The following is a 24,562-nucleotide window of genomic DNA, read 5'->3' on the forward strand; positions in this document are numbered from 1 at the left end:
GTTAATTTTTAATAGCAGAAAACATGTTTAGTAAATTCATTCACAGACCCGTATTTGCGATCGTCATCTCGGTGGTGATCATCTTTGTGGGCGGTCTGGCCATTAAGAAACTGCCCATTTCGCAGTTTCCGGAAATTGCGCCTACTACGGTCAATATTTTCATTGCCTATCCCGGTTCCAGCGCCGACGTGCTGGTACAATCTACCCTCATTACTTTAGAGCAGGCCATAAACGGCGTGGAAGGCATGCGCTACATCGCTTCCGATGCCACCAGCGCCGGCGAGGCCACGCTTCGCATTATTTTCGAGCCGGGCACCGACCCGAACGATGCCGTAATTCGGGTAAAAACCCGCGTGGACCAGGTAATGCCGCTTTTGCCGGAACTGGTGCAGCGCGAAGGCGTGGTAATTACGCCCATTCAGCCCAGTATGCTGATGTATGTGAACCTCTATTCGAAAGAAAAGAGCATGGACGAAAAATTCCTGTTCAACTACGCCACCGTAAAAATGATCCCGGAAATTCAACGGATCAAAGGAGTGGCGCGGGCCCAGATCTTAGGTTCCCGCCGCTACGCCATGCGCGTGTGGCTGAACCCGGACCGGATGCGCGCTTACAGCATTTCGGTGGAAGAAGTAATGGAAGCGCTGGCTGAGCAAAGTATTATTGGTCGCCCCGGCCGTTTAGGACAAAGCTCAGGTATTGCTGCACAATCGTTGGAATACGTGCTGACTTACAAAGGCCGCTACAATAAACCCGTAGAGTACGAAAACATCATTGTCCGGGCGAATTCCGAAGGCGAAAGCATTCACTTAAAAGATATTGCCACGGTAGAACTAGGCAGTGAATTCTTCGATATTTATTCCAATCTGGATGGTAAAGCTTCGGCGGCCATTGTGTTAAAGCAGAACTACGGCAGTAATGCCTCTGATGTAATTGCCGAAGTAAAATCCCGCCTGGACGTGATGAAAGCCTCGTTCCCGCCGGGCATGGATTACAAGATCAGCTACGACGTTTCGCAGTTCCTGGATGCTTCCATCGAGCAGGTGTTGCATACCTTACGCGATGCCTTCATCCTGGTAGCCATCGTGGTATTCATCTTCCTGGGTGACTGGCGTTCTACTCTTATCCCAATTCTGGCGGTACCGGTTTCCTTGATCGGGGCGTTTTTCTTCTTCGGTTATTTCGGGCTTTCCATTAACCTGATCACCTTGTTTGCCTTGGTACTGGCCATTGGTATTGTGGTAGATAATGCCATTGTGGTGGTGGAAGCCGTGCACGCGAAAATGGAAGAAACGAATATGTCGCCTTACCGCGCTACCATGGCGGTTCTTGGGGAAATTGGCGGGGCGATCATCGCAATTACGCTGGTAATGGTGGCCGTATTCGTGCCGCTGGTGTTTATGTCGGGCCCGGTGGGTATTTTCTACCGTCAGTTCTCCATTACCATGGCCAGTTCCATCATTCTTTCGGCGGTAATTGCGCTTACGCTTACGCCGGTGTTGTGCGCCATGCTTTTAAAGAACAACCACGGCAAACCGAAAAGCAAAAACGTACTTTCCCGCTCCCTGGATGCCTTTAACCGCGGTTTTGAAAGATTAACGGGCAGTTATGTGCGCTTGCTGAACGCCATTGTAAGCCGCATCTGGCTCACGCTGGGCATTCTGGCCGCTTTTGGCGTGGGTATTTTCCTGATAAACAAAGTGCTGCCGGCCGGTTTCATTCCAAACGACGACCAGGGTACCATTTATGCCATCATTCAGACGCCGCCGGGCTCCACACTGGAAACTACAAACCAGGTTTCGCATAGATTGCAGAAGATCTGCGAAGAAATTGAAGGCGTAGAATCGGTATCGTCGCTGGCGGGTTATGAGATCATGACCGAAGGCCGGGGTTCGAATGCAGGTACCTGTTTGATCAACTTAAAACCGTGGTCGGACCGGAAGCACAACGTGAAGGAAATTATGGAAGAGCTGGAAGAGCATTCCAAAGGTTTGGGGGCGGTAGTGGAATTCTTCGAGCCGCCGGCCATTCCAGGGTTCGGTTCTTCGGGCGGTTTCTCCATGCGTTTGCTGGATAAAAACTCCGAAACCGATTACCACGAATTCGATAAAGTAAACAAGGAATTTATGGAAAACCTGGGCAAGCGGAAAGAGCTAACCGGTTTGTTTACTTTCTTCGCCGCCAATTATCCGCAGTACGAACTGGAAATTGACAACGAAATGGCTATGCAGAAAGGCGTTTCGATCGGCAAGGCCATGGAAAACCTGAACATTTTAATTGGTAGTACTTATGAGCAGGGCTTCATTAAATTCAACCAGTTCTTTAAAGTGTACGTGCAGTCGGATCCTAAATTCCGGCGCTTGCCTTCGGATGTGTTAAACCTGTTCGTGAAAAACGATCACGGCGAAATGGTACCTTATTCGTCTTTCATGAAGCTGAAGAAAACCCAGGGACCGAACGAAGTAACGCGCTTTAACCTTTACAATTCCGCGGCCATTCAGGGCTTGCCGGCCAAAGGCTATACCACCGCCGATGCCATTCAGGCCATTCAGGAAGTGGCGGCCAAAACGCTGCCCAAAGGATACGACATTGCCTGGGAAGGTCTTTCCTACGACGAATCGATCCGGGGAAATGAATCGCTTTACGTGTTCCTGGTGGTATTGGTGTTCGTGTATTTTGTATTGGCAGCGCAGTACGAAAGTTTCATTATTCCGCTGGCGGTAATTTTATCGTTGCCGGTCGGGGTTTTCGGGTCGTTTTTGATGCTGAAAGTAATGGGCCTGGAAAACAACATTTACGCACAGGTAGGTTTAATTATGCTCATCGGTTTATTGGGTAAGAACGCGGTACTGATCGTGGAATTTGCGGTGCAGAAAAGGCAGCAGGGTTATTCAATTGCCGAAGCAGCGATTGAAGGCGCCCGCGTACGTTTCCGCCCGATCTTGATGACTTCCTTTGCCTTTATTGCCGGTTTACTGCCGCTTATTGTAGCTACCGGCGCCGGCGCGATCGGTAACCGTACCATTGGTGCTTCGGCACTGGGCGGTATGTTGTTCGGAACGGTTTTCGGGGTAATTATTATTCCGGGCCTGTACTACATTTTCGCGAAAATGGCCGACGGCCGCCACCTGATCCGGGATGAGCACGAAACTCCTTTGACAGAAGAATATGCATATGCAGCAGAAAGTATTCCCCAGACTTTAGAAATTGAGAAGAATGTATAAAAATAGAATTTTAAAATGGGTGGGGATTACCCTGATTACCATTACCTATTCGGGCTGTAAAACGCCTGCCCTTGTAAACCGAAACGTTAATACCCATGTACCGGCTGCTTTTTCAGGCCAAAACGATACTGTTTCGGCGGCAAAAATAAACTGGAAACAGTATTTTACCGACCCGAACCTTACCGCCCTCATCGATACCGCTTTGCACAATAACCAGGAGCTGAATATTACGATGCAGGAGATCGGGATTTCCCGCAATGAGATCCGGGCCCGGCAAGGCGAATACCTGCCATCGGTAGGCATAAGAGCCGGTGGCGGGGTAGATAAAGTAGGTCGCTACACCAACATTGGGGCCATGGAAGCTACCACTGAAATTGAGCCGGGAAAGGAAATGCCGGAACCCGTACCTGACATGTATGTGGGCGCTTTTGCGAACTGGGAAGTGGATATCTGGCACAAGCTTCGGAATGCAAAAAAAGCGGCCCTAAACCGGTACCTGGCTTCGGTAGAAGGCCGGAATTTTATGGTTACCAACCTGATTGCGGAGATTGCCAACTCTTATTACGAATTGCTGGCGCTGGATAACCAACTGGCCATTGTGAAACAGAATATCCGCATACAAAGCAGTGCGCTGGAAGTGGTTAGGCAACAGAAACAGGCCGCTAAAGTAAATGAGCTGGCCGTTCGGAGGTTCGAAGCCGAAGTGCTTAAAACGCAAAGCCTGCAATACGACATCCAGCAACGGATCGTGGAAACGGAAAACCGCATCAATTTCCTGGTGGGCCGCTACCCGCAACCCATCGTCCGGGATGCCGAAGCGTTCAATAACCTGGCACCGGCTGCGGTTCAGGCTGGCGCCCCCGCGCAATTGCTGGCAAACCGCCCGGATATTAAGCAGGCGGAACTGGAACTGGCAGCGGCTAAGCTGGACGTGAACGTAGCGAAAGCGAATTTTTATCCTTCGCTGGGAATTTCGGCAGGGGTAGGGTTGCGGGCTTTAAACCCAGGCTATTTTGTAAAAACGCCGGAATCGTTGTTCTATTCGCTGGCCGGCGACTTAGCAGCGCCGCTTATTAACCGGAACGCGATAAAAGCTACGTATTACAGCGCCAACGCGAAACAGATCCAGGCGGTTCTTAATTACGAACGAACCGTGCTGAAAGCTTATCTGGAAGTAACCAATCAGATAAACCGTATCGAAAACCTCGGAAAAAGTTACGACCTGAAATCGCGGCAAGTGCAGGCTTTAACCGAATCGATCACTATTTCAACAGAGCTTTTCCGTTCTGCCCGCGCCGATTATATGGAAGTGCTGTTAACCCAGCGCGAAGCGCTGGAATCTAAATTTGAACTGATCGAAACCAAAATGCAGCAGCTGAACGCTTCGGTAAATATTTACCAGGCCTTGGGGGGTGGTTGGAAGTGATTAGTTGATTTGTAAAGTTAAAGGCTCTTTTCGTGATGGAAGGAGCCTTTTCTTATTTTAGCAAACAATCCGGTGAAAGAAGGTTTGTATTTGGTAGGGAGGGAGCAGAAATTTATTTTAATAATGAAAGAATACTATCGATAACTTTTTCTTTAAAGGTTTTAGTAATAGCTGTTTTCTTGCTTAAGATCAATGATTCATTCAGGATAAATATTTTATGAAACCGGATAAAGCTTTTGATTTCCAGTGGTGCTTCTTGGTAGTCTTCCGAGGTTAATTCGAGAGATAAACCGTCTTTTTTTACTTTTGAAGTTATTTGAATAAGAATGTAATCGCCCGTGTCGTTTACTACCTCATTCGAAATTACCAATGCAGGTCTGGGTTTAGTTTGAGTGCCATCGGTGAATGGAAAATCTACCCAAACAATATCACCTTGCTGAAAACTCATTTTTTGTAATACTTTTCGTAACGACTATCTTCTTTGCTGTTCCATTCTTCAGCTAAGGAATGTTCCGAAAGTATAGTAGTCGCATCAACCTGTTGGGTTTTTACCTCTTTGATCTTTTTTACAAAGCCAAGCTGGGAAAGGAAATTCCTTAGCTTTGAAAAATCTCCATCGTTAACCGATATTTCTATAGTTCTCATAATTGCAGCTTTTACCAAATTTACGAAATTATCAGCACTTTGGCTTAGCCTTCATCTTCCTATTTTGCGAAATTAGAAAGTACAGTCCGAGATTCTGAAGAAGTGTGATTAGATCCTTTTGTGAGTTTCCCAACTAATTCGCTTCCCAAATTAGAATCTTTGATTTCTTTTATAGCTTTTATAGTTCTTCATTTTGAAGATTGATAATCCTTTCAATCAATTCAAGTTTTATCTCTGCTAAATTCATATTAGAAGGCTTTCCCTTACTAAATGTTTTAATTGTTGTAAATTTTAAATGCTACTCTGATTTAACTAATTCATTATCTATAAACCTCTTGATCTGTTTTAAATCTTCTAAAGTAAGAAAATTGTAATTAATTGCTTGATTAGAATTAGAAGGATGGAATTGAGTTATCTTTCTGCTGAAATTCTCTTGAGATAAATTACGCATTTCATATAAAGCAGGGCCATTCATTTCTTCCTGATTTGTATGACATCCTTGACAGTATTCCTTAACTAGTGTTTCTCCCCAGTTTTTGCTCTCTGGGCTTTCCGTTTTGCCAAACCGATTTTTAAAGTAAACCAGTCTTTTACTGTCATAGAAAAAAATATCTGATAATACTTTACCAGTTTTGTCAGGAGGATAATAAGCTTTTTTCACTAAAAGGTTTTTATCCGAATCATAATACCGCCAAATATTGGCTGGTAAAGAATCATTGAATGAACCTTCAATTAATAACAGCCCTCCAGCTTTTAATTTAAAAGAGGCTTCGCTAGGTTTATTTTCTTTACAAGCAAATAAAAGGAACAAGAGAAAGATACATTTTTTCATCTCATGCAACCTACAACCCCAACCCTATCTGTTCCCCAGCCTTAGCCGGCACGAACTTCCATTGATGCACCCGTTCTTCTTCGAAATAATACAGCAAACAGGTAATATTGGTGTGCGCTAATTCGGCAAACAGCTGGGCATAGGAATTTAGGTTTTCGATGTACTCGTTCTTTTCCGGCGGCAGTTTAAAATCGATGAGCGTAACGGCGTTGGTTTTGGCATCGAACACGATGCGGTCGGGTTTGTAGCGGAGGGTGCGCACGTCCAGGATCTCTTTTTCATTTTCGAAAACCACCTCCTGGCTAAAGTAAATTTGCATCTGCGGGTGCTGCACCACGGTCTGCAAACGTTCGGTAAATTCCGGCATTTCCCTTCTGCTGATGATGCCTTGGTTTTTGAGCGAATTCAGTACCGTTTCCAGTTCGTCGGCAGTGGTAAGGCGGGAGAGGGCGTAGTGCAGGCGGCGGCTCCATTTACGTTGCTGCTGCTGAGTTTCGAAGTCGAAAATATTGTTGGCGTGCTGCTTTAGTTTCAGGCGTTTTTCCCAATCTGTGGCGTGTAGTTGGTCAAGGCTGTAATGCTCCGAAACGCTAGTGGTTTTGCCTGAAAATGTCGTGAAGTCTTCGGCCAGCGTGAACACCGGTTTGGCTACGTCCCAAAGGCCTTTGTTTACGAGGTAGGCGTGCAGGAAATAGCTGATGTTTTTCATATTGCCTTCCTTCGTGAAATCGAGTTTTTTGGCAATGAGGTAAAGCCGGTGCTCGGGGCGCGTGAGGGCCACGTACAGCATATTCAGGTTCTCGATAAAGGTGCGTTCCAGTTCAGTCTGGTACTGGTTTTTCAGGGCTGTATTTTCCAGCCGACTGCTCATTCCCACCACAGCAACCTCCAGCTTTTCGACCGGCGCATTTTCTGCATCCAGTTTCCCCCAAAGCAGCGACCGGTTCATCGGCACCACGCTCCAGTCGGCAAACGGAACAATAACTACGGGGTAGGCGAGGCCCTTGGCTTTGTGAATGCTGGTAATGGTAATGGCGTCGAGGTCTTTAGGCGTGTTGATGCTCAGTTTTTCCTTGTGCAGGTCCCAGTATTGCAGGAAATTCGCCAGGTTGTTGCTGTTGTTCAGGCTGTATTCCATTACCAGATCCAGGAAGCGGAACAGGTATTCGCATTCGTTATTTTTGCCCAGCAGATCGAGGATTCTTATCAGCTTTTCGGTTAGTTCGTACAAACTTAAATTGCCGGTTTCCTTTTCCTTCAGATCGAAGCCCAAAGCCCGCACTTTGTTGAAGAAAATTTCGGAACGCGCATCATCGGCGACGGCGGCAATTTCTTCGGTAACCCGGCTGTTTATCGGTTCTTCTTTTACAATTTTATAGATCAACACCAAGGCTTCAGCGCGCGCCAAACCATCGTCCGGACGATTAAAAATTCGGAACAGCGCAATGAGCAAATTCACCACTTCGGCGTTCTGCAACGAAAGAGAATCGGAGGAAATAATGGCGTAGCCTTTTTCTTTTAAGAATGTAGCAATTTCGCGGCTGTTGGCGTTTTTCCGGCTCAGAATGGCAATGTCTTTCAACTTATAACCATCCTTCAAAGCTTGTTTTACCAGTTGCAGCGTAATGTCGAAATTGCTTTCGGAATAGGTAATGATTTGCTGGTTTTCGTAGCCTTCAAAAAGTGTTTCGGTGCGGTTGCCAGATTGCAGATCAAGCTCGAAATTCGGGTCATCGTTGGAAGCAAAAATTACCTGCACCAGGCCGCCTTTTTCGTTCTTGCCGCCCGGCGCAATTTGCGGAAAGGTTTCGTCGTAAATGCCCTGCAACGTTTCAAATGCACGGCCTTTGTGATTGGCAATAAACCGGAAAAGTTCGTTGTTGAAATTGATGATCTGGGTGTCGGAACGGTAATTGGTGTTCAGGTTTTGCGGTCGCAAACTGTGGTCTAAGGACTGGTAACGTTCCGATAAAATGTCTTCGTTGCGGCGGTTTTTGTAAAGGTTTTGGGTTTGCCCTTTGTACAAATGCAGGATCTGCTCCAGATCACCGCCGCGCCACCGGTAAATGGCCTGTTTCGCATCGCCAACCACCAGATTGAAATGTCCGCCGGCCAGCGTGTTATCTATCAGGGGCAGGAGGTTGTTCCATTGCAACGCGGACGTGTCCTGAAATTCGTCGATGAGGATGTGGTGGTATTTTTCGCCGAGGCGTTCGTAAATAAACGGAATGGGTTCGTGCAAAACAATGTCCGTAATTTTCTTGTTGAACTCCGAAATGTGCACCAGGTTCTTGTCTTTCTTGATCTCCTGCATACACTTTTCGAGCTCATTCAGCACGCTTAGTTTGTACAGGTTCGGAATCATTTCCTTGATCAAAGCATATTCCGGACCGCGTTCAATTCTAATCGCTTCAATGCGGTTGTAGCAATCGGTTAAACCGCCGCAAATTCCCTCGATGGTCACCTTATCCAGAGCCGATGCTTTGCCGCTGTAAAACTTCCCGCTGGCAAACGTTTTGTGCGCATAAGCATACGGTTTTTCCAGGTCCACTTCCTTCGCCAAGCCTTCAAAATAGGCCGGAATGCCCAGTTTTCCGTTCGCAAATGCTTCCACCGGAATACCCGCGTTATTGATCAGATCGGCGCCTTCTTTGGCAAACGTTTGAATTTCGGTTTCAATGCCTTTTAGTTTTTTCTGAAGCTCGGTGCGAATTTTCCGAAAGTCGTCGAGTTTTAGTTTTTGCAGGGAAAGTACCGCTTCGTAGACCTGTTCGTTCAGCAGGTTCACGCCAAATTCCGCCAGTTCGGCAGGCAGGCTGTTCCAGCTTTTTCCTTCGCTTGCTTTTTCTTCGGCGTATTGTTCCAGCGTGTTGGCCAGCAGATTTCCTTCGCCATCTTTTACCTGGTCCAGCAGCATCGCTACGGCCGTGTTCAGCAAGGTTGCCGCATCCAGGTCCACTTCAAAATTGAAAGGAATATTCAGCTCGCGCGTAAACGCCTGCACCACTTTGTTCACGAAACTATCGATGGTGCTTACCGCGAAATCGGCGTAATGGAACAGGATCTGGGTGAAAACTTCCCTGGCGCGAATTCTTAAAAGATCGGTGGTATAGTTATGTCCCGGGTATTCCTGGTTCAGTTCGTCGGTTATAGCCTGCAGCAATTCTTCCGCCTTCCTTTTTTCCTTTAAATCGGTAGCGTTTTCGGGCTGAAAACTCCGAAGCGCGTGCAGGATGCGTTCCTTCATCTCGGCGGCCGCATCGTTGGTGAAGGTGATGGCCAGAATGGTGCGATAGTAGGAGGGATCGGGGGTATGCAGCGCCAGCTTCAGGTATTCTTTGGTAAGCGTATAGGTTTTGCCGGAACCGGCAGAGGAGGAATAGACTTTTAAGACAGCAGGCATAGCGTTTTCTTTTGGCGGAAATTAGAAGGCAGAACAGAAAGCTAAGTTACTTAAAATTGTTGATTGTTAATTGCTGATTGTTAATTGGAGATCCATGAAGGATGAAGATTCTATTATGTTTTTTCTACTATGTTGCCTTTCTACTATGTGGCCTGTGTCCTCACAGGACACTATATTATTTAGCTTATAAGTGTCCTGTGAGGACACAGGCCACATAGTTGTAGGTTGATCGGCAATGCATGTACAATCATAGCATAAAAGTTTGCCCCTACATTAAAGTAGAATTGCAAGGTTCTTAATCTGAAAATGGTATTCAGATTTATAAGCAAAACACTAAAGTTTTAAGGTCAAAAATCAATCAACAATCAACAATCAACAATCAACAATCAACAATTCAAAAAAGTCCTGAACTGCCAGAAGCTTTCGTTCCGGCAATCCAGGACAAGCCTAAAGTTTAACGCAAGTGGCGTATAGCGCTGAAGAACGATCAGGCGGCCTCGTTGTGCTGATTTTCGAACTTAAGCACGCGACCTGGGTTAAAGTCTTCAAGCGTGGTATGGAACATGACTTTGGCCATGGTCATGGAGTATTCGGTAAGCAGGCAGCTTTGCTGTTCGGAGTAAAGCATGTTCTGGCTCTGGTTTATGCCGGGTTTGTTCAGCTCCATGAGCTCATCGAAGCTGTTGCGCATTTTCTTAACCGCCCGGAAATACCGTTCGTTGTAATGCATGGCCACTACCTGGCAAACGGCGTAGCTGTTTTTTTGCCGTTCGGTCAGCATTTTCAGACAGAGGGCATCGTTGCTGTCTTTTTCCAGGTCCGAAACAATGGCAAAATAGACTTTCCGGGTATCCGGGTCCGACTGAAAGATCGGGTGGTTATCCATGCCATCGCAAAGCAGGCTGTAATTTTTAAATTTCAGGTTTTCAAAAACCGGATCCTTTAAAACTTTGTTGTAAATTTTAAAAGCCAGGGCTCCGGAAGCTATTAGATTGAATTCCTTTCCTTTTCTGATAATCTTGGAAATGTGTAACATACGGTAGTTTTTATAAGTTTGATTGTGTAGTACCGGTTACCAGAACAAGGAAGAAAGGGGGGAAAGCACGATTCTCAATTGCTGCTGGATAACCACGGTTTGCGAACAACCTGCCAGGCAGGTACCTTTCATGGGCGAAACATAGTTGTGAGCGTTTAAAGAAATTAAAGAGCGTTCAGTTAAAACCATTAATAAGTAACTGGAAGATCCGAAACCCAAGCCGGTTTTATTATAAATGGCAGGCCTGCTTTTTCGCTGCCGGTTATGAATTTTTATACGCTTGGCCGGAATTTATATACAAGACTCAAATTTTGAATTGGGTAAGCGCCAACTCTTTAAGGGCAAAAGCCTTAGAATAGAAAGTAAACGGTATAGCGCCGTAGCAACAACAGCTATATTTAAAATTGTTAATATGTTGGGTGAACGGCCCGGATTGCAGGGAAATATAAGAGAATCAATTCGATAACAATAATTATTTACGGCAAACGGGAATACAAATAGCAAGTCCTTAATATTTTATCGTATCTTTGCAGCTTGAAGAAGGCTAAACCCGTAAAAACCTTTCCATATTTCAGCCTTCTAACCAATCATTTATGAATAAAATTAAATTCGAAGAATTACCGTTAAGTGCTGAGATGCAGCGCGCCATTGCTGACATGGGTTTTGAGGAGGCTTCGCCGATCCAGACCGAAGCAATACCGGTAATTATGGAGGGCCGCGACGTTATTGGTCAGGCTCAAACTGGCACAGGTAAAACTGCGGCGTTCGCCATCCCTGCCATTGAGGGGATCGATGAGAATGACAGAAACGTACAGGTTTTAATATTATGCCCTACCCGCGAACTTGCCATTCAGGTTGCGGAAGAAGTTGTAAAACTTATTAAATACAAACGCCATATCAGCGTAGTGCCTATTTTCGGCGGCCAGTCTTACGACCGTCAGTTAAAAGCCCTTCGTAGCGGCGTGCAGATCGTGATCGGAACTCCCGGCCGCGTAATGGACCACATCGAACGTGGTACGCTGAAACTGGACGGCATCAAGAAGATCATTCTGGATGAAGCGGACGAAATGCTGGACATGGGCTTCCGCGAAGACATCGAGTTCGTGCTGACCAAGGTTCCGGAAGAACGCCAGACCATTCTATTCTCGGCTACCATGAGCAAGCCGATCATGGAGATCACCAAGAAATTCCAGAAGAACCCGCACATCGTAAAAGTTACCCACCAGGAACTTACCGTTACCAACATCGAGCAGGTTTATTTCGAGGTTCGCAACAACATGAAAATGGAAGTGCTTACCCGTTTGCTGGATATGTATAACGTGAAGATCGGTATCATCTTCTGTAATACCAAGCGCATGGTAGATGAGCTGGTTAGCAACCTGCAGGCCCGTGGCTACTTTGCCGACGGTTTGCACGGCGACTTAAACCAGACCCAGCGGACCAACGTAATGCAGAAATTCAAGAGCGGTACGTTAGAATTGCTGGTTGCTACCGACGTAGCCGCCCGTGGTATTGACGTAGAAAACGTAGAAGCCGTATTCAACTACGACCTGCCGCAGGACGAAGAAGCGTATGTGCACCGCATTGGCCGTACCGGCCGCGCCGGCAAATCCGGTAAAGCGTTCTCGTTTGTTTCCGGCCGCGACGTATACAAGCTGAAAGACATTATGCGCTACACCAAGGCGAAGATCCTGCAGCAGCCGGTTCCTTCTTCCGAAGACGTTAGCGAGATCCGTACCACCCTGTTCTTAGAGCAGATCAAAGAAGTTATTGCCAAAGGTAATCTTGAAAAAGCGGTATCGAAAGTTGAACGTTTATTAGCCCAGGATTTTACTTCGTTGGAAGTTGCAGCAGCGTTATTAAAGATGACGATGCGCGAAAGCAAAGCCAAGGAGAAAAGTGCCGAGGCAGCAAAGGGCATCGACGGACCGAAACCGGGTATGGAACGCATTTTTGTTACCATGGGTAAGAAAGACCGCGTGCATCCGAAAGACATTATCGATGCGCTTACCGAGCACACCAGCATTCCGGCAAACAAAGTAGGCGACATCGACCTTTACGACCGTTTCAGCTTTGTAGAAATCCCGGTGGCTTACGCTCAGGAAGTTCTTGACCAAATGGGCCGCGTTTCCATTAACGACTTCCCGGTTACCTTTCAGAAAGCCCAGAAAAAAGATGCTACGGCAGCTAACTCCGAAAGATCGGAACGCAAAGAATTCGGCGACCGTGGCGACCGTCGCGAAGGAGGCCGTTCCGGTGGCGGTTTCCGCGACAGAGATCGTGGTGACCGTGATGGCGGGGGATTCCGTGGCCGTGGCGACCGTGATGGTGGCCGGGAAAGCAAAGGCGGAGGCTCGGGCAACTGGCGCGACGAAATGAAAAAAGGTGGCGGCCGTTTCGGCGGTAAAAAAAGATCCTGGTAATTTAATTTATTAAAATATTGTAAATCAGATCCTTATTAGGTTTTCTGAAAAATATTTGAAATTATTTTAACCAAAAACGAAAAACCTGCAACCTTCTTTCTGAAACCGGCGTAAAAGCCCATAGATGAAAGTTTAATTGCAACCATTGATAGCAAAAAAGCCAGGCCATTAACGGTCTGGCTTTTTTGTTTTAAGGCGGTGGCCATTTAAAAGCATAAACTGTTTTTTCAAAAACATAAAGCCGTACGCTTTTAAACCAAAAACCGCTCTAGCGCAAGCGTCCGCTTGTGCTTGCAATTATTTGGTCTGCCATTAGAAAGCACAAGCGGACGCTTGCGCTATAATCTGCCAAAGCTCTATCTCCAAGGAATACTATATTTATAGTTTAGTTTAAGCATTAATACCCTTTCAAAAAACATGAATTCATATGCTTTTAAAATAAAAAAACCGGAGCTTACGGGCTCCGGCTTTATATTTACTTTATTTCTTGTTTCAATCCTTATGCCTGGTCGCGAAGGTTACGGATCTGATCGTGGGCTTGCTGTACCTGTTGGTATTGCTGCCCGATGATCTGGTGTAAGTTTGGCGGCAGATCGGCTGACATGGCTTTTTTGTAGGCGGCTACGGCGTAATCTTCCCCACGCTCACATTCGGCCAGAATTCGTTTTCGGTCTTTGCTGGCCAGCGCCGAAGTAAGATCGATCCAGGCGCGGTGTACGGTTCCTTCGATGGAAGAATGTTCGCTGTCGGATTTGCCCATCTTGTGCAGTTCGTTCTGCAATTCGGTGATCATGCTGTCGCGCTGCACCGAATAATTCTTGAACAGGCTTTTGAGTTCCTGGTCTTCCACATCTTCGGCTGCCGTAAAGTATCCTTTGGAGCCGTCTTTGCAGCGTTCAATTAAGTGGTGTACCACCGCAACAATGTCTTTTTCCTTATCCATATTTTTCAGACTGTTTCTGTAGTTTAAAAACCTTTACTGCAAATCTGAAAAAATGTTCGGGAATTAAACCGAAGGGTTTCAGACGGTTGCCATGTGCCGGCCGGCCAGGTAACCGGTGGTCCAGGCCGCCTGAAAGTTGAAGCCGCCCGTAATGCCGTCGATATCGAGCACTTCACCCGCAAAATACAAGCCTTTCACTTTGCGGCTTTCCAGCGTAGCCATGTCCACTTCCGAAAGCGCTACGCCGCCACAGGTTACGAATTCCTCTTTAAAGGTAGTTTTACCGCGCACTTCAAAAATGCCCCGCAATAAGGTTTCCAGTAATTTGTTCAGGCTTTTATTCGAAATATCGAGCCAGCGAAGTTCCGCCGGTATGCCGGCCTGTTCGGTAAAAGCTTTCCAGAGGCGTTGCGGCAAACCAAAGAAAGCGTTGCTGCTGATTACCTTTTTAGCGTGCAGGTTTTTAAAGGAAAGCAGCTCGGCCCGTAAAGTTTCCTCGGTAAAATCCGGCACCCAGTTTATGCTAGCGCTGAATTGATAGTTCAGGTCGTTGAGTAAACGTGCGCCCCAGGCTGATAACCGAAGCACTGCCGGCCCGCTGAAACCCCAATGCGTAATGAGCAAAGGCCCTTCGCTTTCCAGCTTCTGTCCGGTGATCTTTACGATTGCCCGCGGCACGGAAATTCCAGGCAGCTCTTTCAGGTAAGAAGCCGGCACATTGAAGGTGAAAAGAGATGGTACTGGTTTTTCGATGCGGTGCCCCAGGGCGGCCAGCCATTCGTAATTCTCCGGTTTATTTTGGCCGCCGGTGGTAACTAAAACTTTAGCAGCCTGCCAGTGTTGGCCTTTGGCGCTGGTAAGTTTAAATCCTTCTCCCGGTTGAACTATTATTTGGGTAATGTCCGTATGCGTCAGCACCTGGACCCCGGCATTTTCGGCTTCCCGCAACAGGCAGTTTACAATGGTTTCGGAATTATCGGTTACCGGAAACATGCGACCGTCTGCTTCGACCTTTAATTTCACGCCGCGCTTCTCAAACCAGTTTACAGTGTCCTGGGCGCCGAATTCCTTGAAGGGTTGTTTAAGTTGTTTACTGCCGCGGGGGTAAAATTTAACCAGTTCATTTGGGTTGAAACAATGGTGGGTCACGTTGCAGCGGCCGCCACCCGAAACTTTTACTTTGGAAAGCAATTTGCAGGTTTTCTCAAAAAGGATTACCCGCGCCTTCGGATTTTGCCGGGCACAGGTAATGGCTCCGAAAAATCCGGCTGCTCCGCCGCCAATCACTGCAATTATTCTGGACATGTTGGTTTTTTAGCTGATTTCGGTACTGTTTTTTGGGATCTGGAGAATAGCCTGCAGCGGATCCGGATAAAGGAACGTGTAGTTTAAAGCTGCTTTAAGTTTTTGGTTACTGATCCATTTGCCGTTTTTATTTTCCTCCGCAGAAGTTACAAACGCAGGTTCCGGCAAGCCTAAATTTCGGGTCGCGGCCTGGTAAAAAACTTTCCGCGAAGGATGTTCGTCGGCACAGGCATTGAAAACTTCGCCCCATTTCTCCTGCTTTATTATTTCTGAAATTATTCCAATGCAATCTTCCAAATGGATCAGGTTTACGGGGGCTTCCGGATTGGGCAGATCTTTTTTTCCGGCCAGAAAACGCCCCGGTTCCCGGCCCGGTCCGAATAAACCCGCAAAGCGCACGATGGTAGTTTTCCAGGGGTTTTCAGCGGAAAGCATATAGTCTTCAGCAGCAATTAAAGCAACCGCGCCGGAGTGGTCTAAAGCGCTTTTTTCCGTAATGATGGCAGAAGAGGGCGCATAAACGCCCGTTGAACTTACGAACAGGACCTGCTTAACGGGGGAATTTAAAAGGATCTTTTGCAGGCGCGCGATTTGATCCTGGTACGGGTTTTCCTGCCCGCGGCCGGGAGGTATGGCTACCACCAGAATTTCGGCCTGAAAAAATCTTCCGTTTTCCGGAACAATTACCGGGGAACGCAAGTCCAGCAAAAATGGCGAAATTCCTTTGGCAGCCAGGAGTCCCAGTTTTTCCGGGGTGGTAGTAGAACCGGCCACCTGGTAACCTTGCTTTAAAAGCGCTTCTGCCAACGGCAAGCCCAGCCAGCCGCAACCCAATACACTAATCTTTTTCTTCACGCACTAAATATTAAGCTCCAAATTTAAACATTTAAATCCGTTGGTGGTCTTATAGTATGGCATTCCTATTCCGGATAAATGGTAGGCTTTGGGTATAAAAATCCCAATGGGTTAACTTCTAAAAAGCCTGAGATTACGGCCGGAGAAGGGTAATTGCCAAAAAATATAATAACATTCTACCTTTAATTTAATGAATTCGTACAACCCAAATCCCTGACCGGGAAAGGAAAGCGAAGAGTTGAATAGGGGTATTGAAAATTAGAGACCTAAAAAAGAAGTTCTTATGTCTAAATATAATACCTGGTATCATCCGTACCCGATTAATGAGGCTTATACGAAACGGGTTGCCTACTTCTGCATGGAATACGGCATTCACCAGGCCCTGAAAAACTATTCGGGCGGTTTGGGTTACCTAGCCGGCTCCCACATGCGAAGTGCCTACGAATTGCGCCAGAATTTTATCGGGATCGGTGTGCTCTGGAAATTCGGTTATTACGACCAGGTCCGGAACGAAGACCAGACCATGCGGGTGCTTTTTCAGAAACGGTTCTATTCTTACCTCGAAAACAGCGGCATTGCCGTTACGGTAATGGTGCACAACCATCCGGTAGTAATTAAAGCCCTTGTTTTAAAGCCTGAAATTTTCGGAACAGTGCCTATTTATTTCCTGACCACCGATATTCCCGAAAATGACCACCTGGCCCGCACCATTACCCATAAACTCTACGACAGCGAACTTTCGGCCCGGATTGCCCAGAGTATTGTTCTAGGTTTAGGCGGTGCCAAAGTTGTGGAAGCCTTAGGCGGAACCGACGTTTATCACATGAACGAAGGACACGCTTTGCCGCTGGCTTTTCATTTATTCGATAAATACCGGGATGTGAATGAAGTAAAGAAGCGTATGGTATTTACTACCCATACGCCTGAAAAAGCCGGTAACGAAGAGCACGACATTGAGCACCTGGACCGTATGGGATTTTTTGGAAATGTGCCGCTTGAAATTGCCCGCGAAATAACCGGCATGCGCGGACACATGCTCGATTACACCCTTTCCGCTTTGCGCTTGTCGCGGGTAGCCAATGGGGTATCGCAACTGCACGGCGAAGTTTCGCGCAACATGTGGTACGACAATCCGGGGGTTTGTGAAATTAAATCGATCACCAACGCGCAAAACCCGAATTACTGGACCGACCCGATCCTGAAACAGGCCCTGCTCGAAAACGAGGATGAACTGCTGTTGCAGCGGAAACGGGAATTAAAGAAAGAACTCTTCGAGGAAGTGGCCGACCAGACCGGGAAACTTTTCGACCCGGATGTGCTTACCATAGTGTGGGCCCGCAGGTTTGCCGGTTACAAACGCGCCGACCTGCTTTTGCGCGATATCCCGCGTTTCCTGGAGCTCATCAGCCGGCCGGGGCAACGGGTGCAGGTAATCTGGGCCGGTAAGCCGTATCCGTTCCACCACGAAGCCATCGAAACCTGGAATAAACTGGTTAAATTTTCTTACCAGCGCAACGATATTGCCGTCTTATCCGGCTATGAGCTGGATCTGTCACGGAAAATGAAACACGGGGCCGATATCTGGCTGAACAACCCGCGGCGACCAAGGGAAGCTTCCGGCACCAGTGGCATGACGGCAGCCATGAATGGAACGATAAACTTATCGATCCAAGATGGCTGGATCCCGGAATTTGCCAGACACGGCGAAAACAGCTTCCTGCTGCCGGTTATCGATACCACGCTTTCTGAAGATGCCCAGGATAAGCTCGATCACGGCAACCTGATGCATATTCTGGAAACCGAGATCATCCCGATGTATTACAACGACAAGCAGCGGTGGCTCCGGATCATGAAGCAAAGCATGCTGGATATAGTTCCCGAATTCAGTGCCGATCGTATGGCCGACCAGTATTACAAAGAACTTTACCGGCTTTAAGCCAAAAGGAAATAAAAGAAAGCCGGCTGGATATTCCTGTCCGGCTTTCTGTATTTAGGCTGTTCCTTCAGATTTAAGCTTGGGTTTTTAGTCCTGAAAGCATAGCCTTTCTGGTATCGGAAAACCGAAGCATTCACTTATCTTCACTTTCTAAAACTGAAAAACCTTCATATGAATTATACCGAACCCATGCTCCGGGAAAATGCCCTGTCCGGAAAAGTTATTCTAATAACCGGCGGCGGTACCGGCCTGGGAAAATCGATGGCACGGTACTTTCTGCAGTTAGGGGCGAAAGTGGTAATTGCCAGCCGGAAATTACCTGTGCTGGAAGAAACTGCCGCCGAGCTGACCGCCGAAACCAAAGGTGAAATTTTACCGCTCGCCTGTGACGTCCGAAAATATCAGGAAATAGAATCCTTGCTGGAAACCATATCTGAGAAGTTCGGCTTGCCCGATGTGCTGGTAAACAATGCGGCCGGCAATTTTATCAGCCCCACTGAACGGCTTAGCCCCAAGGCTTTCGACATCATTACCGATATCGTTTTAAAAGGCACCTACAACTGCACGCTGGCTTTAGGCAAACGCTGGATCGAAAGCAAAAAGCCAGGCGCGGTGCTGAACATCGTGACTACTTATGCCTGGACCGGTTCCGGGTACGTGGTGCCTTCGGCCTGTGCCAAAGCCGGTGTGCTGGCCTTAACGCGGTCGCTGGCTTCGGAATGGGCCAAGTACGGGATTCGAAGCAATGCCATTGCGCCGGGACCATTTCCGACGGAAGGGGCCTGGAGCCGTTTGTTTCCGGCAGATGTTGCTGAAAAATTAGATCCGGTAAAACGGATTCCGGTCGGTCGTTTCGGGCACCACCAGGAACTGGCCAACCTGGCCGCTTACCTGGTATCGGATTTTGCGGCTTTTGTGAACGGGGAAGTAGTGACCATTGACGGCGGAGAGTGGCTTTACGGAGCCGGGGAATTCAACGGTTTCGACCAGATTGAGCCGGAAGCCTGGGATGAACTGGAGAAAGCCGCCAGAGGGAAAAGCTAAGATTTCTAAGCCGGAATTTCAGAATTTCAATCCCCGGATTCTAAAAAACAGTAGGATTTCGCCCCTAAAAACACCTTCTTTGCATTACAATAACTGTTTTATACTTTTATGAAAAAGCATTCCCTGGCCGTTGGCCTTTTTATATTCAGCGCTAGTGTTTTTGTTTCTTCCTGCAACGAGAAAAAGGCACCAGCCGATAAAACTCCGGTAAAAACCGAAGAAACCGCCAAACCAACAGAAGAAACCGCACCGGCTGCTGACACCACTTCTTCAGCGCCTGCCGATACCGTTGCGCAAACCGGTAAAACAACCACTACTACTGATTCGGGAAATGCCCAGAAATTCGGCCATATTAATTCCGCCGATCTGATAGAGCTGATGCCGGAAACCAAAAAAGCGGATGCCAGCCTGGAAGCGTTCGTAAAAAGCCTGGAAAAACAGTTTGGCACCCTGCAAAGCGATTACCGCAAAAAGATATCCGAGTACCAGAACCAGGAAAAAACCATGGTAGATGCCGTGCGGGAATCCAAAATAAAGGCCATTCAGGACCTGGAAGTGCAAATGCAACAATCCCAAGCGGAAGGCCAGCAAAAAGTAGCCGCCAAACGCGAAGCCCTGTACAAACCAATTCTGGATAAAGCCGAAAAAGCCGTGAAGGCTGTCGGTAAGGAAAATGGCTACGATTACATTTTCGACACCAATGCCGGTTCTTTTATTTATTCGAAAGAAAGCCACGATATAATGCCGCTGGTAAAGAAAAAACTGGGCATTAAGTAAGGTTTTCAGTACAGGTTTTCAATTACCATTGATTCACATTTATGAAGGATTTTAAGAAGTATTACATTATTCCGGAAGAGCCGGCCGAAGTTTACCAGGCGCTTACCAACCCGGTTGCCCTGCAGATCTGGACGGGCGAAAAAGCAGAAATGAGCACTGAGCCGGGCTCCGAGTTTTCGCTCTGGGAAGGCAGCATTATCGGGAAAAACCTGGAATTTGAAGAAGGGAAAAAGATCGTGCAGCAATGGTATTTTGGCGAGCAGGAAGAAGAATCGATCGTTACCATTAAACTTCACCCGCACAAAAACGGTACTTCCGTAGAGCTGAAACACATCAATATACCGGACGAAGCTTTCGAAGACATTACCGAAGGCTGGACGGATGCTTATTTCGGGGCACTGGCCGCTTTTTATGAAAGCTAAGAGAAATTGAGGGAACGTTGCTTTACTTTCGGATGGGTTATTTACTTTTGTAAATTGTTTTAACTAACACCCGTTAAAAAAAAACTTTTCCGAAAGTAATGAAAAAAGTATTTTCCCTTCTCTTACTTATGGCTGTTATTTCGGCCAGGGCCACGGCTCAGGACTACGCAAATCCGGATTATGTGAAGTCAGATTATAGGAATAACCTGCAACCTGCAAGTACCTTTTATCTGGGCTTTGGCGGCGGCATAAACCACTACCTGGGACTGATCGGGCCGTCGGTGGAATTCCAGCTGGCGGAAAAAATTACGGTTTTTGGCGGAGCCGGTTTGGGAAGCTGGGGAAGTAAACTTTCCTTCGGTGCCCGGTATTATGCGAACTATCCCGGTAAGTGGGCCTTCGGGTTAGGCTATTCCGTTTCCAGCGGGCTTGATCACATAGAATTTGATATGCCTGAAGGGTATGTGCAGAACCATAGTTCGACTGTAAAAGTACCTTTCAAACTGAAAAGCGCCTCAACGGTAAATTTATCTGCCCTCCGGTTCTGGACGCTGGGCAAAGCCCGCAAAAACCGTTTTAATGTGGAACTGGGTTATGCGGTGTCGGTTGCGGAAGACCGATACGTAATAAAAGACAGCAATTATGAATTAATGCCGGCCGGCCGCTATTTCATGAATGTGCTTCAGCCGGGAGGCGTTACTTTAGGTTTAGGGTTTTCTTTCGGAATGAATTAGGAGAACAGTTTTCGAGACCGGTAAAAATTCTATTTATACCTTAAAAGCCCGATCTTTTCGACCGGGCTTTTTTTTCGTTAATTCAGAAATAAAATTCGACTTACCTGCTTACCAGAAATTTACTTACCGCTACGCCTTCGGCAGTTTTAACTTTCAGCAAATAACAGGCGGGCGGAAGTGCCGCTACGTTGAAATTCAGTTCTGTAGTACTTTCAAACTGACGGGTAAGCAGCACTTTTCCGGTCAGGTCCAGTATTTCTGCCTGCAGCAATTTGGTGTATGGAACTTTAACAGATAATGAACCGGAAGCCGGATTGGGAAAGGGCGTTAACGCCAGCTTTTCGGTTTTCTGGTTCCCGGCAATCCCCAGCACGGCATTATCGGTAAGCTTTAAAAGGAAAATATCCGGCTGCAGGGTTGGGGAAAAATTTTTCATGCCGCTTATCAGGATTTTCCCCTGGTCGTCCTGTAGCAAACCATAGGCCCGCTCAAAGGTCTGGGCGGCTCCGTTATCGAATATGTGCTGCCAGAGAATGGTACCGTCCGCATCGGTTTTCACCACGAAAGCATCGGTTCCGGTCATAGGGTTGGTCGTGAAACCGCTGATTAAAAGGCCGCCGTCCGGGGTAGTTAAAATGGCTTGCCCTTCGTTGCGGAAAGCATTCAGGCTAAAAGATTTGTCCCAAAGCAGGTTACCGGAAGCATCGGTTTTAAGCAGATAGGTTTGGCCGGAAGTAAGCGCCAGATTGGAATTGTTTTTCAGGCCGGTTAATACGATCTCCCCGGTTGGGGTTTCCACCAGATCATTCGCCCAGTCGATGTTGGCGGTGCCGTACGTCTGGTGCCAGCGCTGGTTGCCTTGCGGGTCCGTGCGGATCAGGTAGAGGTCGTCGGTTACGCCGGGGTTGCTGCTGAAGCTGTAGGTGCCGCCGGCCATTATAAAATCGCCGTTTTGGGTAACCTTTACTTTTATTACTTCATCCAGAAAACTGCCGCCGTAAGTTTTTTCCCAAAGCAAATTTCCGCCCGCATCGGTTTTTACCAGATAGGCATCGCGGCCGCCCGCACCCATGCTTTCGGTTAAACCGCACATTACGAAGCCGCCGCCGGGCACCGCCTGCAAACCACTGAAATAATCGAGCTGAGCGCCGCCGAACGTTCTTTCCCAAAGCATGTTCCCGGAGGCATCGGTTTTCATGAGCCAGGCATCCCAGTTATTGCCTGGTGTAGATTTCGCTCCGGCCACTAAAATTGTACCGTCGGCAAGAGGCAAAATATCCTGAATATCGGTCATGGCGGTTGCAGAATACTGGTGTTTGATCCAGAGCGAATCGCCGTTGCGGTCGGTTTTCAGGAGGTAGGCATTTTGCGCGTATGTGGAATTAAAACTGGTGGTGTTTCCGCCCAGCAAATAGCCGCCGTCCGGGGTTTGAGTTAAAGCGTAATTAGCTTCTTCAGCAGCCCAGGCAAACGATTTGGTGACAGAAACCTGTTGGCCCTGGCCGGCAGTTCCCAAACAGCTTAGCAGGAAAAGTAACGATAGCTTCTTCATAATTTTAGTTGGTTTTTCGGGCAATTAACCCATCGTTTTCTGCTGCCGGAAATAATTTCAACCAGTAACCAAATGAGCTAAACCAACAGCTACATTTCAGCCATGAATGCCATTCGTTGACGAAAGCCGGTCGTTGGTTGAATTTTAGTGCATCTCTTGCTAAAGTTGGTTTTAAAAACTTACCTTCGGGAAAGTGATTGCTGGAAAATGGCTGGATCAACCTTCAGAAAATTTAAACTTTCCGGATTAACCCTGCTCACGCATACCGTGCTGTGGCTGGCAGTGCTGGGCCCGACCATAATCTTTTTCGGCAGCAAATTCCGGATCCTGCCTGCCGATAAAATTCTGGCAACCATTTTGGGCATGACGGTGCTTTCGGTGGTTCCGGTTTACCTGAACTACCTGTTGCTGGTACCCCGGTTTTTACGGCAGGAAAATTACCGTTTTTATGCGCTCTATATTTTCGCTGTCCTTCTGATTTTCGGCCTGCTGAAAGGCTACCTTACCTTGCTGGTATATTTGCATGTACTGCAGAAAGGGTATGTTCCTACCTTGCTGTATTTAACTTTTGTAAGTACGGTAGAGCTTTTAATTATGGTGTTTTTGTTTACTGCTTCGCAACTGGGAATCCATTGGCTGGCCGAACGCAAACTCCGCAAGGCGCAGGAGTTGGAACAACTGAAATCGGAAGTGCAATACCTGAAAGCCCAGATCAATCCGCATTTTCTGTTCAATACGCTCAATAACCTGTACGCGCTTACGCTAACCAAATCGGATAAGGCGCCGTTGATGGTGCTGAAACTGGCCGAAATGATGGAGTACATGGTGTATCACAGCAACGAAGAACTGGTGCCTTTGCAGAAGGAACTCGATTACCTGCAGCACTACATTGCCCTGGAAAAATTGCGGAGCCAGAAACCGGAAAACATCACCTTCGAAGTTTCCGGAACTTACGAAACCAGCCGGATCGCACCGCTGCTGCTATTGCCCTTTATCGAGAATGGTTTCAAGCACGGAATTCATGCCTTGGGCAGCGAAGCAAAACTGAATATTAAGATCCTGATCGAAGCCAACACGCTGCAGTTACAAATGAAAAATTCCATGAACAGATTTGGGGCGGAAGCGAATCCTTCCGAGGCCGGTGGATTTGGAATGGATAATGTCCGCAAGCGCCTGCAATATTTGTATGCCGGTCAGCACGAACTGGAAACGAAAGCGGCGGATGGTTTTTACCTGGTGAACTTAAATTTACCCCTGGCATGAAATTACGCTGCTTACTGGTAGACGATGAGCCGCTGGCGCACAAAGTGCTGGAAAATTACATTGGTCAGGTCGGTTCTCTGGTAGTGGCCGGAAATTGCTACACGGCTTTGGAAGCATTCGAATTCCTGAACCGGCAACCAGTGGATATTTTGTTTCTGGACATTAACATGCCGGGCATGACGGGTACTACTTTCCTTAAAACCTTCGAGGTAAAACCTGCCGTGATCATGACTACCGCGTACCGGGATTATGCCGTAGATGGTTTTGAGCACGACGTAACTGATTTCCTCTTAAAACCCTTTGCTTTAGAACGATTCCTGAAAGCGGTACAGAAAGTACAAAAACAGCAGGTAACCTCCGTACAGTCCAATCTTAATGCCTCTGATGCTCCTGTGGCGGTTTACCTGAAAGCCGGCAATGAAGTGATCCGGTTGCTGCAGGACGAACTGCTTTACGTGGAAGGTTTGAAGGAATATTTGAAGCTGCATCGGATTTCCGGCACGATGGTTTACAAAGGAAGTTTCCGTCAGATCGAAGAAGCCTTTCCGCCCCGGACTTTTTTACGCATTCACAAATCTTTTCTGGTTTCAGTAAAGCACCTTGCAAACATCAGGGGAAATGAAGTGAAAGTAGGAGAGAAGTGGTTGCCAGTCGGGAGAAGTTACAAAATGCAGGTGCAGCAATTTCTGGAAACGTTTCTGCTTAAGTAAAATAAAAAGCCCTGCCGGAACCGACAGGGCTT

General features: G+C 47.3%; 19 protein-coding genes. 10 read left to right on the forward strand and 9 right to left on the reverse strand.

All coding sequences use genetic code 11. The features are described from left to right. The first annotated feature begins 23 nt into the window (after positions 1 to 23). A complete protein-coding gene (locus F0P94_RS02990; RefSeq protein WP_150902205.1) occupies positions 24 to 3,224 on the forward strand; it encodes an efflux RND transporter permease subunit in 3,201 nt (1,066 codons plus the stop codon). After that, on the forward strand, positions 3,217 to 4,650 hold the full coding sequence (locus tag F0P94_RS02995) for a TolC family protein (RefSeq protein WP_150902206.1): 1,434 nt from the start codon (positions 3,217 to 3,219) through the stop codon (positions 4,648 to 4,650). Before F0P94_RS02990 ends, F0P94_RS02995 begins: the two co-directional genes overlap by 8 nt. A 112-nt stretch (positions 4,651 to 4,762) precedes the next feature. Here F0P94_RS02995 and F0P94_RS03000 read toward each other — a convergent pair whose 3' ends face one another. The 5 genes from F0P94_RS03000 to F0P94_RS03020 all read right to left on the reverse strand — a co-directional run bounded on the left by F0P94_RS03000 (position 4,763) and on the right by F0P94_RS03020 (position 10,566). Beyond that, positions 4,763 to 5,098 (reverse strand): type II toxin-antitoxin system PemK/MazF family toxin, encoded by a 336-nt coding sequence (locus F0P94_RS03000; protein WP_150902207.1) that lies wholly within the window; start codon positions 5,096 to 5,098, stop codon positions 4,763 to 4,765. Further along, positions 5,095 to 5,295 carry a hypothetical protein gene (locus F0P94_RS03005; RefSeq protein WP_150902208.1) on the reverse strand — a complete coding sequence of 67 codons (201 nt, stop codon included), beginning with the start codon at positions 5,293 to 5,295 and terminating at the stop codon, positions 5,095 to 5,097. The genes F0P94_RS03000 and F0P94_RS03005 overlap by 4 nt, the downstream gene beginning before the upstream one ends. Before the next feature lie 298 nt (positions 5,296 to 5,593). Then, positions 5,594 to 6,127 (reverse strand): hypothetical protein, encoded by a 534-nt coding sequence (locus F0P94_RS03010; RefSeq protein ID WP_191906892.1) that lies wholly within the window; start codon positions 6,125 to 6,127, stop codon positions 5,594 to 5,596. Positions 6,128 to 6,137: 10 nt separating this feature from the next. Further along, a complete protein-coding gene (locus F0P94_RS03015; protein WP_150902210.1) occupies positions 6,138 to 9,530 on the reverse strand; it encodes a UvrD-helicase domain-containing protein in 3,393 nt (1,130 codons plus the stop codon). A gap of 487 nt (positions 9,531 to 10,017) precedes the next feature. After that, the gene (locus F0P94_RS03020; protein WP_150902211.1) at positions 10,018 to 10,566 is read right to left on the reverse strand and encodes a hypothetical protein; all 549 of its coding nucleotides are present in this window, start codon (positions 10,564 to 10,566) and stop codon (positions 10,018 to 10,020) included. A gap of 593 nt (positions 10,567 to 11,159) precedes the next feature. On the opposite strand from F0P94_RS03020, the gene F0P94_RS03025 reads away from it, so the two are divergent. Further along, complete coding sequence (locus F0P94_RS03025) at positions 11,160 to 12,989, forward strand: DEAD/DEAH box helicase (RefSeq protein WP_150902212.1); 1,830 nt, start codon at positions 11,160 to 11,162, stop codon at positions 12,987 to 12,989. Between the two features lie 499 nt (positions 12,990 to 13,488). Here F0P94_RS03025 and F0P94_RS03030 read toward each other — a convergent pair whose 3' ends face one another. The 3 genes from F0P94_RS03030 to F0P94_RS03040 all read right to left on the reverse strand — a co-directional run bounded on the left by F0P94_RS03030 (position 13,489) and on the right by F0P94_RS03040 (position 16,092). Continuing rightward, positions 13,489 to 13,932, reverse strand: coding sequence for a ferritin-like domain-containing protein (locus F0P94_RS03030; RefSeq protein ID WP_150902213.1), 444 nt, complete (start codon positions 13,930 to 13,932; stop codon positions 13,489 to 13,491). A 78-nt stretch (positions 13,933 to 14,010) separates the two neighbouring features. Beyond that, complete coding sequence (locus F0P94_RS03035) at positions 14,011 to 15,237, reverse strand: BaiN/RdsA family NAD(P)/FAD-dependent oxidoreductase (protein WP_150902214.1); 1,227 nt, start codon at positions 15,235 to 15,237, stop codon at positions 14,011 to 14,013. A 9-nt stretch (positions 15,238 to 15,246) separates the two neighbouring features. Further along, a complete protein-coding gene (locus F0P94_RS03040; RefSeq protein WP_150902215.1) occupies positions 15,247 to 16,092 on the reverse strand; it encodes an SDR family oxidoreductase in 846 nt (281 codons plus the stop codon). 283 nt (positions 16,093 to 16,375) lie between these two features. Between F0P94_RS03040 and glgP the strand changes: the two genes are divergently transcribed. The 5 genes from glgP (at position 16,376) to F0P94_RS03065 (ending at position 21,005) form a co-directional block, all read left to right on the forward strand. Then, positions 16,376 to 18,028 carry an alpha-glucan family phosphorylase gene (glgP, locus tag F0P94_RS03045; protein ID WP_150902216.1) on the forward strand — a complete coding sequence of 551 codons (1,653 nt, stop codon included), beginning with the start codon at positions 16,376 to 16,378 and terminating at the stop codon, positions 18,026 to 18,028. A 171-nt stretch (positions 18,029 to 18,199) separates the two neighbouring features. Continuing rightward, complete coding sequence (locus F0P94_RS03050) at positions 18,200 to 19,072, forward strand: SDR family oxidoreductase (RefSeq protein WP_150902217.1); 873 nt, start codon at positions 18,200 to 18,202, stop codon at positions 19,070 to 19,072. A gap of 108 nt (positions 19,073 to 19,180) precedes the next feature. Continuing rightward, a complete protein-coding gene (locus F0P94_RS03055) occupies positions 19,181 to 19,849 on the forward strand; it encodes an OmpH family outer membrane protein (RefSeq protein WP_150902218.1) in 669 nt (222 codons plus the stop codon). Between the two features lie 41 nt (positions 19,850 to 19,890). Beyond that, the gene (locus tag F0P94_RS03060; protein WP_150902219.1) at positions 19,891 to 20,271 is read left to right on the forward strand and encodes an SRPBCC domain-containing protein; all 381 of its coding nucleotides are present in this window, start codon (positions 19,891 to 19,893) and stop codon (positions 20,269 to 20,271) included. Between the two features lie 128 nt (positions 20,272 to 20,399). Further along, positions 20,400 to 21,005 carry a hypothetical protein gene (locus F0P94_RS03065; RefSeq protein WP_191906893.1) on the forward strand — a complete coding sequence of 202 codons (606 nt, stop codon included), beginning with the start codon at positions 20,400 to 20,402 and terminating at the stop codon, positions 21,003 to 21,005. A 100-nt stretch (positions 21,006 to 21,105) separates the two neighbouring features. Here the strand turns inward: F0P94_RS03065 and F0P94_RS03070 are convergent, their stop codons facing one another. Further along, a complete protein-coding gene (locus tag F0P94_RS03070; RefSeq protein WP_150902221.1) occupies positions 21,106 to 22,557 on the reverse strand; it encodes a T9SS type A sorting domain-containing protein in 1,452 nt (483 codons plus the stop codon). Between the two features lie 207 nt (positions 22,558 to 22,764). On the opposite strand from F0P94_RS03070, the gene F0P94_RS03075 reads away from it, so the two are divergent. Together F0P94_RS03075 and F0P94_RS03080 are read left to right on the forward strand one after the other, a co-directional pair. Beyond that, complete coding sequence (locus tag F0P94_RS03075) at positions 22,765 to 23,820, forward strand: sensor histidine kinase (protein WP_150902222.1); 1,056 nt, start codon at positions 22,765 to 22,767, stop codon at positions 23,818 to 23,820. Next, the gene (locus F0P94_RS03080; protein WP_150902223.1) at positions 23,817 to 24,530 is read left to right on the forward strand and encodes a LytR/AlgR family response regulator transcription factor; all 714 of its coding nucleotides are present in this window, start codon (positions 23,817 to 23,819) and stop codon (positions 24,528 to 24,530) included. The genes F0P94_RS03075 and F0P94_RS03080 overlap by 4 nt, the downstream gene beginning before the upstream one ends. Positions 24,531 to 24,562 lie beyond the last annotated feature (32 nt).

The sequence above is a fragment of the Adhaeribacter soli genome (genome assembly GCF_008727925.1).
Lineage (GTDB): Bacteria > Bacteroidota > Bacteroidia > Cytophagales > Hymenobacteraceae > Adhaeribacter_A > Adhaeribacter_A soli.